This is a genomic window from Pseudomonas sp. 1L-E-NC-VB-C3 (assembly GCF_057291535.1).
This window is the reverse complement of the sequence record NZ_JBXAWD010000013.1, coordinates 97834-112426: the sequence shown is the minus strand read 5'-3', so window position 1 is coordinate 112426 and position 14593 is coordinate 97834. Positions and strand designations below refer to the sequence as shown.

Annotated in this window: 12 protein-coding genes and 2 tRNA genes; all 14 read left to right on the top strand. The window is 58.4% G+C overall.

All coding sequences use genetic code 11. The features are described 5' to 3' along the window. Window positions 1-67 precede the first annotated feature (67 nt). The 14 genes from ftsH to pnp all read left to right on the top strand — a co-directional run bounded on the left by ftsH (window position 68) and on the right by pnp (window position 14565). Entirely contained in the window at window positions 68-1975 is a 1908-nt protein-coding gene (gene ftsH, locus AC0Z5Z_RS21075) for an ATP-dependent zinc metalloprotease FtsH (protein ID WP_016771759.1), read from the top strand. A gap of 8 nt (window positions 1976-1983) precedes the next feature. Then, a complete protein-coding gene (gene folP / locus AC0Z5Z_RS21070) occupies window positions 1984-2835 on the top strand; it encodes a dihydropteroate synthase (protein ID WP_150743386.1) in 852 nt (283 codons plus the stop codon). A 16-nt stretch (window positions 2836-2851) separates the two neighbouring features. After that, window positions 2852-4189 (top strand): phosphoglucosamine mutase, encoded by a 1338-nt coding sequence (gene glmM / locus AC0Z5Z_RS21065; protein ID WP_041477931.1) that lies wholly within the window; start codon window positions 2852-2854, stop codon window positions 4187-4189. 65 nt (window positions 4190-4254) lie between these two features. Next, window positions 4255-5010 carry a triose-phosphate isomerase gene (gene tpiA / locus AC0Z5Z_RS21060; protein WP_056782873.1) on the top strand — a complete coding sequence of 252 codons (756 nt, stop codon included), beginning with the start codon at window positions 4255-4257 and terminating at the stop codon, window positions 5008-5010. A 4-nt stretch (window positions 5011-5014) separates the two neighbouring features. Then, window positions 5015-5398 carry a preprotein translocase subunit SecG gene (gene secG / locus AC0Z5Z_RS21055; protein WP_016771756.1) on the top strand — a complete coding sequence of 128 codons (384 nt, stop codon included), beginning with the start codon at window positions 5015-5017 and terminating at the stop codon, window positions 5396-5398. A gap of 22 nt (window positions 5399-5420) precedes the next feature. After that, window positions 5421-5506 (top strand) — tRNA-Leu (locus tag AC0Z5Z_RS21050). Between the two features lie 97 nt (window positions 5507-5603). Further along, window positions 5604-5680, top strand: a tRNA-Met gene (locus AC0Z5Z_RS21045). 139 nt (window positions 5681-5819) lie between these two features. Beyond that, complete coding sequence (rimP, locus tag AC0Z5Z_RS21040; RefSeq protein WP_007973115.1) at window positions 5820-6278, top strand: ribosome maturation factor RimP; 459 nt, start codon at window positions 5820-5822, stop codon at window positions 6276-6278. 47 nt (window positions 6279-6325) lie between these two features. Then, window positions 6326-7807, top strand: coding sequence for a transcription termination factor NusA (nusA, locus tag AC0Z5Z_RS21035; protein ID WP_024011569.1), 1482 nt, complete (start codon window positions 6326-6328; stop codon window positions 7805-7807). Window positions 7808-7834: 27 nt separating this feature from the next. Beyond that, window positions 7835-10360, top strand: a complete 2526-nt coding sequence (infB, locus tag AC0Z5Z_RS21030) for a translation initiation factor IF-2 (RefSeq protein WP_041477933.1) — start codon at window positions 7835-7837, stop codon at window positions 10358-10360. A 159-nt stretch (window positions 10361-10519) separates the two neighbouring features. Continuing rightward, on the top strand, window positions 10520-10921 hold the full coding sequence (gene rbfA, locus AC0Z5Z_RS21025) for a 30S ribosome-binding factor RbfA (RefSeq protein WP_016771753.1): 402 nt from the start codon (window positions 10520-10522) through the stop codon (window positions 10919-10921). 4 nt (window positions 10922-10925) lie between these two features. Then, window positions 10926-11843, top strand: coding sequence for a tRNA pseudouridine(55) synthase TruB (truB, locus tag AC0Z5Z_RS21020; protein ID WP_024011571.1), 918 nt, complete (start codon window positions 10926-10928; stop codon window positions 11841-11843). 142 nt (window positions 11844-11985) lie between these two features. Next, window positions 11986-12255, top strand: coding sequence for a 30S ribosomal protein S15 (gene rpsO, locus AC0Z5Z_RS21015; protein WP_016771751.1), 270 nt, complete (start codon window positions 11986-11988; stop codon window positions 12253-12255). 204 nt (window positions 12256-12459) lie between these two features. Further along, window positions 12460-14565 (top strand): polyribonucleotide nucleotidyltransferase, encoded by a 2106-nt coding sequence (pnp, locus tag AC0Z5Z_RS21010; RefSeq protein WP_024011572.1) that lies wholly within the window; start codon window positions 12460-12462, stop codon window positions 14563-14565. Window positions 14566-14593: the final 28 nt, after the last annotated feature.

Here is a 14593-nt window from a genome sequence, read left to right as displayed (position 1 = left end):
CGGTGAATATCATGCGAAGCGCGCGCCAGTAGCGGAGCTTGCTTCAGAGGGTAGTTAATTGAACGATATGGCAAAGAATCTGATCCTGTGGTTGATCATCGCGGCAGTCCTGGTGACGGTGATGAACAACTTCTCCAGCCCTAACGAGCCGCAGACCCTCAACTATTCCGACTTCATCCAGCAGGTCAAGGATGGCAAGGTCGAGCGCGTAGCCGTTGACGGCTATGTGATTACCGGCAAGCGCACCGATGGCGACAGCTTCAAGACCATTCGTCCGGCAATTCAGGACAATGGCCTGATCGGCGATCTGGTCGACAATCACGTTGTGGTTGAAGGCAAGCAGCCTGAACAGCAAAGCATCTGGACTCAGCTTCTGGTAGCCAGCTTCCCGATCCTGGTGATCATCGCGGTGTTCATGTTCTTCATGCGCCAGATGCAGGGTGGTGCCGGTGGCAAGGGCGGGCCGATGAGCTTCGGCAAGAGCAAGGCGCGCCTGCTCTCTGAAGATCAGGTGAAAACCACTTTGGCTGACGTTGCCGGTTGCGACGAAGCCAAGGAAGAAGTCGGCGAGCTGGTCGAGTTCCTGCGTGATCCGGGCAAATTTCAGCGTCTGGGCGGTCGTATCCCGCGCGGCGTGCTGATGGTCGGCCCGCCGGGTACCGGTAAAACCTTGCTGGCCAAGGCGATTGCCGGCGAAGCGAAAGTGCCGTTCTTCACCATTTCCGGTTCCGACTTTGTCGAAATGTTCGTCGGTGTCGGCGCCAGCCGCGTCCGCGACATGTTCGAGCAGGCCAAGAAGCACGCCCCTTGCATCATCTTCATCGACGAAATTGATGCCGTAGGTCGCCATCGTGGCGCCGGCATGGGTGGCGGTCACGACGAACGTGAGCAGACTCTCAACCAGTTGCTGGTAGAGATGGACGGCTTCGAAATGAATGACGGCATCATCGTGATTGCTGCGACCAACCGTCCGGACGTGCTCGACCCTGCGCTGCTGCGTCCGGGCCGTTTCGACCGTCAGGTGGTGGTTGGCTTGCCAGACATTCGTGGTCGCGAGCAGATTCTGAAAGTGCACATGCGCAAAGTGCCAATGGGCGACGACGTTGCTCCGGCAGTGATCGCGCGTGGTACTCCTGGTTTCTCCGGTGCTGACCTGGCCAACCTGGTCAACGAAGCGTCGCTGTTCGCTGCCCGTAGCGGCAAGCGTATCGTCGAGATGAAAGAGTTCGAACTGGCGAAAGACAAGATCATGATGGGTGCCGAGCGCAAATCCATGGTCATGTCCGAGAAAGAAAAGCAGAACACGGCCTACCACGAAGCTGGCCATGCCATTGTCGGTCGCGTTGTTCCCGAGCATGATCCGGTCTACAAGGTGTCTATCATTCCGCGCGGTCGTGCGCTGGGTGTGACCATGTTCCTGCCGGAAGAAGATCGCTACAGCCTGTCCAAACGTGCGCTGATCAGCCAGATCTGCTCGTTGTACGGTGGCCGTATCGCTGAAGAAATGACCCTGGGCTTCGATGGTGTGACTACCGGGGCCTCCAACGACATCATGCGTGCAAGTCAGATTGCCCGGAACATGGTGACGAAATGGGGGTTGTCGGAAAAACTCGGTCCGCTGATGTATGCCGAAGAAGAGGGTGAAGTGTTCCTCGGTCGTGGCGGTGGTGGTCAGGCTGCCAGCTTCTCCGGTGAGACAGCCAAACTGATCGACTCCGAAGTGCGCAGCATCATTGATCAGTGCTACGGCACCGCCAAGCAGATCCTCACGGATAACCGTGACAAGCTGGATGCCATGGCTGATGCGCTGATGAAGTACGAAACCATCGATGCCGAGCAGATTGACGACATCATGGCCGGCCGCACACCTCGCGAACCTCGCGACTGGTCGGGTGGCACCGGTACGCCTCCGCCGCCTGTCGTGCAGGATGAGCGTCCGGAAAAACCGATTGGCGGTCCGGCTGCTGACGTTTAAGGCTTGAAATGACTTCTGTACAGTCCCTGACCCGGTTGCCTTGTGGCAACCGGGTTCTTGATTTGGCCCAGACGCATGTCATGGGCATTCTCAATGTCACTCCTGATTCCTTTTCCGACGGCGGCCGCTACAGCCAGCTCGATGCGGCGCTGCGCCATGCCGAAGCCATGGTGCTGGCTGGCGCGACGCTGATTGATGTCGGCGGCGAGTCGACCCGGCCGGGTGCGCGAGCGGTCTCTCCTCTGGAGGAACTTGAGCGCGTCGCGCCGATTGTCGAGCTGATCAATCGCGAGTTGGATGTCATCATCTCGGTCGATACTTCCACCCCGGCAGTCATGCGCGAAACCGCACGGCTCGGTGCCGGCCTGATCAACGATGTGCGTTCGTTGCGTCGCGATGGCGCGCTGGATGCGGCGGCGGCTACCGGATTGCCGGTCTGCCTCATGCACATGCTCGGCGAACCGGGCGATATGCAGGATAATCCGCAGTATCAGGATGTTACTCGCGAGGTCGCTGAGTTTCTCGCCGAGCGCATGGAGCAGTGCGCGCAGGCGGGTATCCCCGCCGAGCGGATCATTCTTGATCCCGGCTTCGGCTTCGCCAAGACCTTGCAGCACAATCTAAGCTTGTTCAAACACATGGAGGCTCTGCATGCGCTGGGACGGCCATTGCTGGTAGGTGTTTCGCGCAAGAGTATGATTGGCCACGCGTTGAACCGTCCCGTGGGCGAGCGCCTGCACGGCGGACTGGCGCTGGCGGCGCTGGCGTCAGTTAAAGGCGCACGTATATTGCGCGTCCACGATGTGGCGGAAACCGTCGATGTTGTGCGAATGATCGCGGCCGTTGAATCAGCCGAATAAGAATGATGGAGCACTTATGAGCAAGAAATATTTTGGTACCGACGGCATTCGCGGTCGTGTTGGTGAATACCCGATCACGCCTGACTTCATGCTCAAGCTCGGCTGGGCGGCTGGTATGGCTTTCCGCAAGATGGGGGCCTGCAAGGTGCTGGTCGGCAAGGACACGCGGATCTCCGGTTATATGTTCGAATCGGCACTCGAGGCCGGGCTGACCTCGGCGGGCGCCGATGTGATGCTGCTCGGCCCGATGCCGACGCCTGCCATCGCCTATCTGTCGCGTACGTTCCAGGCTGAAGCCGGTATCGTGATAAGTGCCTCGCACAACCCGCATGATGACAACGGCATCAAGTTCTTCTCCGGTAAAGGCACCAAGCTGCCGGATGAGTTGGAGTTGATGATCGAAGAATTGCTCGACACGCCGATGACCGTTGTCGAGTCGAGCAAGATCGGCAAGGTGTCGCGAATCAATGACGCATCGGGTCGCTACATCGAGTTCTGCAAAAGCAGCGTTCCTACTGGCTCCAATTTCGCCGGCCTGAAGATCGTCATCGACTGCGCGCATGGTGCGACTTATAAGGTTGCACCTAGCGTCTTCCGTGAGCTGGGTGCCGAAGTTGTCGTGCTATCTGCCCAGCCGAATGGGTTGAACATCAACGATAACTGCGGTTCCACGCATATGGGGCCGTTGCAGGCCGCCGTTCTGGCTGAGCATGCGGACCTGGGTATCGCCTTCGACGGTGATGGCGATCGGGTACTGATGGTCGATCACACCGGCGCCATTGTTGATGGTGACGACCTGCTGTTTATCATTGCCCGCGATCTGCATGAGCGTGGCAAGTTGCAGGGTGGCGTCGTCGGTACGTTGATGAGCAATCTTGGTCTCGAACTGGCCCTTGCGGATCTGTCGATCCCGTTCGTTCGCGCCAATGTCGGTGACCGCTACGTGATTGCCGAACTGCAAGAGCGCAACTGGCTCGTTGGTGGGGAAAACTCCGGGCATGTGGTCTGCTTCAACCACACCACCACGGGCGACGCGATCATCGCGGCTCTGCAGGTGTTGATGGCTCTGAAATCCCGCAACGAAGGCTTGGCACAAACCCGGCAGGCGTTGCGCAAGTGCCCTCAGGTGCTGATCAACGTTCGCTTTGGCGGCGGTGAAAGCCCGCTGGAGCATCCGGCTGTCAAGGAAGCCAGTGCCCGTGTAACTCAGGCGATGGCGGGGCGCGGTCGCGTGCTTCTGCGCAAGTCCGGCACAGAGCCTCTGGTGCGCGTAATGGTCGAAGGCGAGGACGAAAACCAGGTTCGCGGCTATGCCGAAGAGCTGGCAAAACTGGTAACCGAAGTTTCTGCCTGATACGGCTTGCAAGCCATGATTGTGTTGGGTAACATCTGCGCCCACTTTGACCGACGAGGTACAGCATGCGTCGCCCTATGGTAGCTGGTAACTGGAAGATGCACGGTACCCGCGCCAGCGTCGCTGAGCTGATCAACGGCCTTCGTCATCTGGCCTTGCCTAGCGGTGTTGATGTCGCGGTGTTCCCGCCTTGCTTGTATATCAATCAAGTGATTGATGGCTTGAAAGGCAAGTCGATTTCGGTCGGCGCGCAGAATTCTGCGGTGGAAGCCATGCAAGGTGCGTTGACTGGTGAGATTGCTCCCAGCCAACTGGTGGATGCAGGTTGTTCCCTGGTGCTTGTCGGGCACTCCGAACGCCGCCAGATTATGGGCGAGCGAGACGGGATGCTGAATCGCAAGTTCGCAGCGGCACAGGCATGTGGCTTGACTCCGGTGTTGTGTGTAGGGGAAACCCTCGAGCAGCGCGAAGCCGGAAAAACTCTTGAAGTTGTCGGGCGTCAGCTGGGCAGCATCATCGAGGAGCTGGGTGTCGGTGCCTTTGCCAAGGCAGTGATTGCATACGAGCCGGTCTGGGCCATTGGTACCGGGCTGACTGCAACGCCGCAACAGGCTCAGGATGTGCATAAGGCCATTCGCGAGCAGTTGGCGGCAGAGAATTCTGAAGTCGCACGAGGTGTGCGGCTTCTATACGGCGGCAGCGTGAAGGCGGCCAATGCGGTCGAACTGTTCGGCATGCCGGATATCGATGGGGGGCTCATTGGTGGAGCTTCCCTGAATGCAGATGAGTTCGGTGCGATTTGTCGCGCCGCGGGAAACTGAAAAAATGCTGGAAACAGTCGTAGTCGTTTTTCATCTGCTGGGTGCATTGGGCGTAGTTGCTCTGGTTTTGCTGCAGCAGGGTAAGGGTGCGGACGCTGGCGCGTCTTTCGGAGCAGGTGCTTCAAATACTGTGTTCGGAAGCCAAGGTTCCTCTACCTTTCTTAGTAAGTTTACTGCTATACTTGCCGCCGGTTTCTTCATAACCAGCTTGGGGTTAGGTTACTTTGCTAAAGAGAAAGCTCATCAGCTGACTCAAGCAGGTCTGCCAGATCCAGCAGTGTTGGAAGTACCTAAGCAACAACCGGCTTCTGATGATGTACCGGTGCTTCAAGAGCAAAAGTCGGCTACTCCAGCGACTGACGTGCCTCCAGCTCAAGAGCAGAAGTAAGAAGGGTTTCAAACGTAGTATTGCCGAGGTGGTGGAATTGGTAGACACGCAACCTTGAGGTGGTTGTGCCCATAGGGTGTAGGGGTTCGAGTCCCCTTCTCGGTACCAATTAGTCAGGAGAGCCCGCTGTTGCGGGCTTTCTTGCAGGTGGAAGGTTACATTGACCCTAAAAGGGATCGGTCGTATACTTCCGCCCCAGCTTTGTCGCGGGGTGGAGCAGTCTGGTAGCTCGTCGGGCTCATAACCCGAAGGTCGTCGGTTCAAATCCGGCCCCCGCAACCAGTTTAAGGAGCCCCTTTTAAGGGGCTTTTTGTTAGCTGGATACTTTCAACGCCGCTGTTCGACGGCGTTTCAAGGATGGGCGTTATGCCCATTTTTTTATTTTGCAAAGCATGCACATATCATGCACTAGGGGGTTCAGGTGTCGAGCAAGCTAGAAGAGTTGCAGGCCTTGCTGGCCCCGGTGGTCGTGGCCCTGGGCTATGAATGCTGGGGTATCGAGTTTTCGGCTCAGGGTCGTCACTCGATGTTGCGCGTTTATATCGATAAAGAGGGTGGCGTGCTGGTGGACGATTGCGCCATTGTCAGCCGTCAGATCAGCGGCGTTCTGGATGTTGAAGATCCGATCTCCGTTGAATACACCCTTGAAGTTTCCTCGCCTGGCATGGAGCGCCCGCTGTTCACTCTTGAGCAGTTTGCCAAATTTGCCGGTGAACAAGTGAAGATCAAGCTGCGCTCGCCTTTCGAAGGTCGACGCAACTTTCAGGGCCTTCTGCGCGGTGTAGAAGAGCAGGACGTCGTGGTGCAGGTAGAAGACCACGAGTTCCTGTTGCCGATCGATATGATCGACAAGGCCAACATTATTCCCAGTTTTGACTGAGACGCGGATCCCGCGGATCCAATGGCTTGCGAAAGGCGAGGCGTACGATGAGCAAAGAAGTACTGCTGGTTGTTGAGTCGGTATCCAATGAAAAGGGTGTACCGGCAAGCGTAATTTTTGAAGCGCTGGAGCTGGCTCTGGCCACTGCTACCAAAAAGCGTTTTGAAGACGAAGTGGACCTGCGTGTGGAAATCAACCGCCACACCGGTTCTTACGAAACCTTCCGTCGCTGGACGGTCGTCGAAGAGAATGATCTCGACGATCCGGCCATCGAGACCTGGCCAAGCAAGGTTGCCGAAACGCATCCTGGTGCCAAGGTCGGTGACGTCGTCGAAGAGAAAATCGAATCCATCGAGTTCGGCCGCATCGCTGCACAGACTGCCAAGCAGGTTATCGTGCAGAAAGTTCGCGAAGCCGAGCGCGCTCAAGTGGTCGACGCCTATCGCGAGCGCCTGGGAGAAATCATCTCTGGCACCGTGAAAAAAGTTACCCGCGACAACGTGATCGTCGATCTGGGCAACAACGCTGAAGCGTTGCTGGCCCGCGAAGACATCATTTCTCGCGAAACCTTCCGTGTCGGCGTGCGTCTGCGTGCGCTGCTCAAGGAAATCCGCACCGAGAACCGCGGCCCGCAGCTGATCCTGTCGCGTACCGCGCCGGAAATGCTGATCGAGCTGTTCCGTATCGAAGTGCCGGAAATCGCTGAAGGCCTCATCGAGGTCATGGCCGCCTCCCGTGATCCGGGTTCGCGTGCCAAGATCGCCGTCCGTTCCAAGGACAAGCGCATCGACCCGCAAGGTGCCTGTATCGGTATGCGCGGTTCGCGCGTCCAGGCGGTATCGGGTGAGTTGGGCGGTGAGCGTGTTGATATCGTGCTGTGGGACGACAACCCGGCCCAGTTCGTGATCAACGCCATGTCCCCGGCCGAGGTTGCGGCAATTATCGTTGACGAAGATGCCCATGCCATGGACATCGCCGTTGGCGCAGACAATCTGGCTCAGGCCATCGGTCGCGGTGGTCAGAACGTGCGTCTGGCGAGCCAGTTGACTGGCTGGACCCTGAACGTGATGACCGAATCGGACATCCAGGCTAAGCAGCAAGCAGAAACCGGCGACATCCTGCGCAACTTCATCGACGAGCTGGAAGTCGACGAAGAACTGGCTCAGGTGCTGGTAGATGAAGGCTTCACCAGCCTGGAAGAGATTGCCTACGTACCGGTGGAGGAGATGCTCAACATCGACGGCTTTGACGAGGACATCGTCAACGAGCTTCGTGCTCGCGCCAAGGATCGCTTGTTGACCAAAGCCATCGCTACTGAGGAAAAGCTGGCAGACGCCCATCCGGCCGAAGACCTGCTCTCGCTTGAGGGTATGGACAAGGATTTGGCGATGGAACTGGCGGTGCGCGGCGTAATTACCCGCGAAGACCTGGCCGAGCAGTCTATTGACGACCTGCTCGACATCGACGGCATTGACGATGATCGTGCCGGCAAGTTGATCATGGCCGCCCGAGCCCACTGGTTCGAGTAATTAGGCGCGGCCTGAGGAGAGAAGTGCATGACGCAAGTCACGGTGAAACAACTGGCCGATGAGGTCAAAACACCGGTAGAGCGCCTGTTGCAGCAGATGCGTGAGGCAGGTCTGCCGCACACCGCCGCCGACGAAAATGTGACTGACAGTGAGAAGCAATCCCTGCTGACTCACTTGAAGAGCAGTCACAAGGCGAAAGTGGAAGAACCACGCAAGATCACGCTGCAGCGTAAAACCACCAGCACCCTGCGTGTGGCTGGTAGCAAGAGCATCAGCGTTGAAGTTCGCAAGAAGAAAGTTTTCGTACAGCGCAGCCCGGAAGAAATCGAAGCCGAGCGCAAGCGTGAACTGGATGAGCGTCGCGCAGTAGAAAATGCTGCCCGTCAGAAGGCTGAAGAAGAAGCCAAGCAACGCGCCGAAGAAGAAGCGCGTCGCCAGCCTGCTGCTGCGCAAACCGCTGCCAGCGACGCCGTTGCGGCACCGGCTGCTGCCGAACCTGTTCGCGAAAGCGCACCGGTGGCTGCTGCTCCTGCTCCATCGGCTGACGTTCGCAACAAGCAGAACGAACAGCGCCGTCCGGACAAGCCACGTGCCGACGATAACAATCGTCGCAGCGGTGGCGGTGATGGCGAGCGCAAAAACGCTCCGCATCGCGCATCGGTCAAAGAAAAAGCGCCGGCACCACGTGTGGCGCCACGCACTACCGACGAAGAAAGCGATGGCTTCCGTCGTGGTGGTCGCGGCAAGGCCAAGCTGAAGAAGCGCAACGCCCACGGTTTCCAGAGCCCGACCGGCCCTGTCGTGCGTGATGTGCAGATCGGCGAAACCATCACGGTTGGCGATCTGGCCAATCAGATGTCGGTCAAAGCGGCTGAAATCATCAAGTTCATGTTCAAACTGGGTACCCCAGCGACCATCAACCAGGTGCTTGATCAGGAAACTGCTCAACTGGTAGCCGAAGAACTGGGCCACAAAGTGACTCTGGTCAGCGACACCGCTCTGGAAGATTCCCTGGCCGAGTCCCTGAAGTTTGAAGGTGAGTCGTTCTCCCGTGCACCAGTCGTGACCGTAATGGGCCACGTTGACCACGGTAAGACTTCCCTGCTCGACTACATCCGTCGTGCCAAGGTAGCTGCTGGCGAAGCCGGCGGTATCACCCAGCACATCGGTGCGTACCACGTTGAGACTGATCGCGGCATGGTCACTTTCCTCGACACCCCGGGTCACGCTGCGTTTACCGCAATGCGTGCCCGTGGTGCCAAGGCGACCGACATCGTGATCCTCGTGGTTGCAGCGGACGACGGCGTGATGCCGCAAACCATCGAAGCGGTTCAGCATGCGCAGGCAGCTGGCGTGCCGCTGGTGGTTGCAGTGAACAAGATCGACAAGCCGGGCGCTGATCTCGATCGCATCCGCAGCGAACTGTCGGTTCACGGCGTGACTTCCGAAGACTGGGGTGGCGACACGCCATTCGTACCGGTTTCGGCGAAGATGGGTACTGGCGTGGACGAGCTGCTTGAAGCCGTTCTGCTGCAGGCCGAAGTTCTCGAACTGAAAGCTACACCGTCGGCTCCTGGCCGTGGTGTGGTGGTTGAATCGCGTCTCGACAAGGGTCGTGGCCCGGTGGCAACCGTGCTCGTTCAGGACGGTACGCTGCGTCAAGGCGACATGGTCCTGGTCGGTTCGAACTACGGCCGTGTACGTGCCATGCTCGACGAGAACGGCAAGCCGATCAAGGAAGCCGGTCCATCCATCCCTGTCGAGATCCTCGGCCTGGACGGTACGCCGGACGCTGGCGACGAGATGAGCGTGGTTGCCGACGAGAAGAAAGCCCGTGAAGTGGCTCTGTTCCGTCAAGGCAAGTTCCGCGAAGTCAAACTGGCTCGCGCTCACGCCGGCAAGCTGGAAAACATCTTCGAAAACATGGGTCAGGCCGAGAAGAAGACGCTCAACATCGTCCTCAAATCCGACGTCCGTGGTTCGCTGGAAGCGTTGAACGGTGCCTTGAATGGCCTGGGCAACGACGAAGTACAAGTGCGCGTCGTGGGTGGCGGTGTCGGTGGTATCACCGAATCCGACGCCAACCTGGCACTGGCTTCCAACGCTGTACTGTTCGGCTTCAACGTGCGTGCCGATGCCGGCGCTCGCAAGATCGTCGAGCAGGAAGGTCTGGATATGCGTTACTACAACGTGATCTACGACATCATCGAAGACGTCAAGAAAGCCCTGACCGGCATGCTCGGCAGCGATGTTCGCGAGAACATCCTGGGTGTGGCCGAAGTGCGTGACGTGTTCCGTTCGCCGAAGTTTGGCGCGATCGCCGGTTGCATGGTGATCGAAGGTGTCGTGCACCGTAACCGTCCGATCCGTGTACTGCGTGAAGACATCGTTATCTTCGAAGGCGAGCTGGAATCCCTGCGCCGCTTCAAGGATGACGCTTCCGAAGTGCGTGCCGGCATGGAATGCGGTATCGGCGTGAAGAGCTACAACGACGTCAAAGTCGGCGACAAGATCGAAGTCTTCGAGAAGGTTCAGGTTGCTCGCAGCCTCTGACTCGCGCACTTCAAGGGCCACGATGGGTCGTAGCATGCAAATGCACGGCACAGCGTCCGGACTCTAAACGCAACGCCCGGTCTGGCTTTTGTCAGGCCGGGCGTTTGCCGCTTTCAGACCTTGCGGGTTTCACCGCTGGGCAGTAACAGGTAACAAATCATGGCAAAAGAATACAGCCGTACCCAACGTATCGGCGATCAGATGCAGCGCGAGCTGGCGCAACTGATCCGTCGCGAAGTCAAAGACCCGCGCGTCGGTCTGGTCACCATCACTGCTGTGGAAGTGTCCCGTGACGTCGGTCACGCGAAGATTTTCATTACCGTGATGGGTCAGGACAACGCTGAAGACATCGCGCAAAGCATCAAGGTGCTCAATGCCGCCGCAGGCTTCCTGCGCATGCAATTGGCCCGCGAAATGAAGCTGCGCAGCGTGCCGCAACTGCACTTCCACTACGACGAATCCGTCGTGCGTGGCGCGCACCTGTCGGCGCTGATCGAGCGCGCCGTCGCTGAAGACAATCAGCACGTTGCCGCTCCAGCACCTGAAGACACCAAGGAGTAATTCGGTGGCTCAGGTCAAACGTATCCGTCGTAACGTCAGCGGCATCATTCTGCTCGACAAGCCGTTGGGGTTCACCTCCAACGCTGCCTTGCAGAAAGTGCGCTGGCTGCTCAATGCCGAAAAGGCCGGACACACCGGCAGCCTCGACCCGTTGGCCACCGGCGTGTTGCCGCTGTGCTTCGGCGAGGCGACCAAGTTCTCGCAATACCTGCTCGATTCCGACAAGGGCTACGAGACTCTGGCGCAACTGGGCAAGACCACCACCACGGCCGATGCCGAAGGTGAGGTTTTGCAGGAGCGTCCGGTGACCGTTGGTCGCGCCGATGTCGAAGCGGTTCTGCCGAAATTTCGTGGGCAAATCAGTCAGATACCGCCGATGTACTCGGCACTCAAGCGTGATGGCCAGCCGCTGTACAAACTGGCACGTGCAGGCGAAGTAGTGGAGCGCGAACCGCGTTCTGTTACTATTGCGCGCTTGGAATTGCTGGCCTTCGAAGGCGATACTGCGCGGCTTGCGGTGGACTGCAGCAAGGGCACCTATATTCGGACCCTGGTGGAGGATATCGGTGAGCAACTCGGTTGTGGTGCGTACGTCGCAGAATTGCGTCGGACCCAGGCCGGGCCTTTCACCCTGGCGCAGACCGTGACCCTCGAAGAGCTGGAAGCGGTACATGCCGAAGGCGGCAATGAAGCGGTCGACCGCTTCCTGATGCCATCGGACAGCGGCCTGCAGGATTGGCCGTTGCTGCACTTCTCGGAAGCGAGCGCGTTCTACTGGCTCAACGGCCAGCCGGTACGTGCCCCGGATGCACCGAAGTTCGGCATGGTACGAGTACAGGATCACAATGGTCGCTTCATCGGTATCGGTGAAGTGAGCGAAGACGGGCGCATCGCGCCGCGTCGCTTGATTCGGTCAGAATGACCGGAACCGGTCTGCGCAAGCGGGCCGGCGAGTGTGGCTGTTAACAGGCATGGTCACTACTCATTTATAGATACAGGGATTTGTCCCTGGCCTGTTGAAGCTGTTTCCCTGAAACAGTTTCCTGATAAGGAAGGATTGCCTCATGGCTCTCGACGTTCAAGAAAAAGCTCAAATCGTTGCTGACTACCAGCAAGCTGTTGGTGACACTGGTTCGCCAGAAGTGCAGGTTGCACTGCTGACCGCCAACATCAACAAACTGCAAGGTCACTTCAAGGCCAACGGTAAAGATCACCACTCCCGTCGTGGTCTGATCCGCATGGTTAACCAGCGTCGCAAGCTGCTGGACTACCTGAAAGGCAAGGACGTAAGCCGGTACGCCGCGCTGATCGCTCGCCTGGGTCTGCGTCGCTAATCAGCGATTGCGCTATGAGGTTGGTGGTCTGTCGGGCGTCAGCGGTTTTCCGCTGGCGTCTTGCAGGCTCCCAGCCTCAAGTTTTATCTGCAGCATGGCTTTACCTGTAGCACCCGGACAATTGCCATCGGGCCGATTCCCGATATTGCCCAAGAATTCGCAAGAAACCGTTTCCCCCAAGAGCCACAAAGAAGGTAGGACACCGTGAACCCGGTAATCAAAAAATTCCAGTTCGGTCAATCGACCGTTACCCTCGAGACAGGCCGTATCGCCCGTCAGGCCTCCGGCGCAGTATTGGTCACCGTTGACGACGACGTCAGCGTGTTGGTGACTGTTGTCGGTGCAAAGCAAGCCGATCCGGGCAAGGGTTTCTTCCCTCTGTCCGTGCACTACCAGGAAAAGACTTACGCTGCCGGTAAGATCCCTGGCGGTTTCTTCAAGCGTGAAGGCCGTCCTTCCGAGAAAGAAACCCTGACTTCCCGACTGATCGACCGTCCGATCCGTCCGCTGTTCCCAGAAGGCTTCATGAACGAAGTGCAGGTTGTCTGCACCGTAGTTTCCACCAGCAAGAAGACCGATCCGGACATCGCTGCGATGATCGGTACCTCGGCTGCCCTGGCCATCTCCGGCATTCCATTCGACGGCCCGATCGGCGCCGCTCGCGTGGCTTTCCACGAAAGCACCGGCTACCTGCTGAACCCGACTTACGAGCAGCAGGCCGCTTCGAGCCTGGACATGGTCGTTGCCGGTACTTCCGACGCCGTGCTGATGGTTGAATCGGAAGCCAAAGAGCTGACCGAAGACCAGATGCTGGGTGCGGTACTGTTCGCTCACGACGAATTCCAGGTTGTGATCAACGCTGTTAAAGAACTGGCTGCCGAAGCCGCCAAGCCAACCTGGAACTGGGCTCCTGCGCCAGAAGCCACCGAACTGCTGGGCGCTATCCGTGCCGAGTTCGGCGAAGCGATCTCCCAGGCTTACACCATCACCATCAAGGCCGACCGTTACGCTCGCCTGGGTGAGCTGAAGGACCAAGTGGTTGCCAAGCTGTCCGGTGAAGAAGGCCAGCCAAGCGCTGCTGAAGTCAAAGCAGCCTTCGGCGAAATCGAATACCGCACCGTTCGCGAAAACATCGTCAACGGCAAGCCACGTATCGACGGTCGCGACACCAAGACTGTACGTCCGCTGAACATCGAAGTCGGCGTTCTGCCGAAGACTCACGGTTCGGCTCTGTTCACCCGTGGCGAGACCCAGGCACTGGTTGTTGCAACACTGGGCACCGCCCGTGACGCGCAACTGCTGGACACCCTGGAAGGCGAAAAGAAAGACCCGTTCATGCTGCACTACAACTTCCCACCGTTCTCGGTAGGCGAGTGTGGTCGCATGGGTGGCGCCGGTCGTCGCGAAATCGGTCACGGCCGTCTGGCCCGTCGTTCGGTTTCGGCCATGCTGCCAGCCGCTGACGTGTTCCCGTACACCATCCGCGTGGTATCGGAAATCACCGAATCCAACGGTTCGAGCTCGATGGCTTCCGTGTGCGGTGCTTCCCTGGCACTGATGGACGCTGGTGTACCGATGAAGGCACCGGTAGCCGGTATCGCCATGGGTCTGGTTAAAGAAGGCGAGAAGTTCGCCGTCCTGACCGACATCCTCGGCGACGAAGATCACCTGGGCGACATGGACTTCAAGGTAGCCGGTACCGCCAAAGGCGTTACTGCGCTGCAGATGGACATCAAGATCAAGGGCATCACCGAAGAGATCATGGAAATCGCTCTGGGCCAGGCCCTTGAAGCGCGCCTGAACATCCTCGGCCAGATGAACCAGATCATTGGCCAGTCGCGTACCGAACTGTCGGCCAACGCTCCGACCATGATCGCGATGAAGATCGACACCGACAAGATCCGTGACGTTATCGGTAAAGGTGGCGCGACCATCCGTGCGATCTGCGAAGAAACCAAGGCTTCGATCGACATCGAAGACGACGGTTCGATCAAGATCTTCGGCGAAACCAAAGATGCCGCAGAAGCTGCTCGTCAGCGCGTTCTGAGCATCACGGCAGAAGCCGAGATCGGCAAGATCTACGTCGGCAAGGTTGAGCGCATCGTCGACTTCGGCGCATTCGTCAACATCCTGCCGGGCAAGGACGGTCTGGTGCACATCTCGATGCTGAGCGACGCTCGCGTTGAGAAAGTGACCGACATCCTGAAAGAAGGCCAGGAAGTGGAAGTGCTGGTATTGGACGTGGACAACCGCGGCCGTATCAAGCTGTCCATCAAAGACGTGGCAGCTGCCAAGGCTTCGGGCGTTTAATCACCCCAACGCTTTAGCGCAATGAAGA

Coding starts and splice junctions, on each gene's coding strand:
- glmM (WP_041477931.1), top strand. CDS start 2,852: ATGAGCAAGAAATATTTTGGTACCGACGGCATTCGCGGTCGTGTTGGT.
- ftsH (WP_016771759.1), top strand. CDS start 68: ATGGCAAAGAATCTGATCCTGTGGTTGATCATCGCGGCAGTCCTGGTG.
- folP (WP_150743386.1), top strand. CDS start 1,984: ATGACTTCTGTACAGTCCCTGACCCGGTTGCCTTGTGGCAACCGGGTT.
- nusA (WP_024011569.1), top strand. CDS start 6,326: ATGAGCAAAGAAGTACTGCTGGTTGTTGAGTCGGTATCCAATGAAAAG.
- infB (WP_041477933.1), top strand. CDS start 7,835: ATGACGCAAGTCACGGTGAAACAACTGGCCGATGAGGTCAAAACACCG.
- rpsO (WP_016771751.1), top strand. CDS start 11,986: ATGGCTCTCGACGTTCAAGAAAAAGCTCAAATCGTTGCTGACTACCAG.
- rbfA (WP_016771753.1), top strand. CDS start 10,520: ATGGCAAAAGAATACAGCCGTACCCAACGTATCGGCGATCAGATGCAG.
- secG (WP_016771756.1), top strand. CDS start 5,015: ATGCTGGAAACAGTCGTAGTCGTTTTTCATCTGCTGGGTGCATTGGGC.
- tpiA (WP_056782873.1), top strand. CDS start 4,255: ATGCGTCGCCCTATGGTAGCTGGTAACTGGAAGATGCACGGTACCCGC.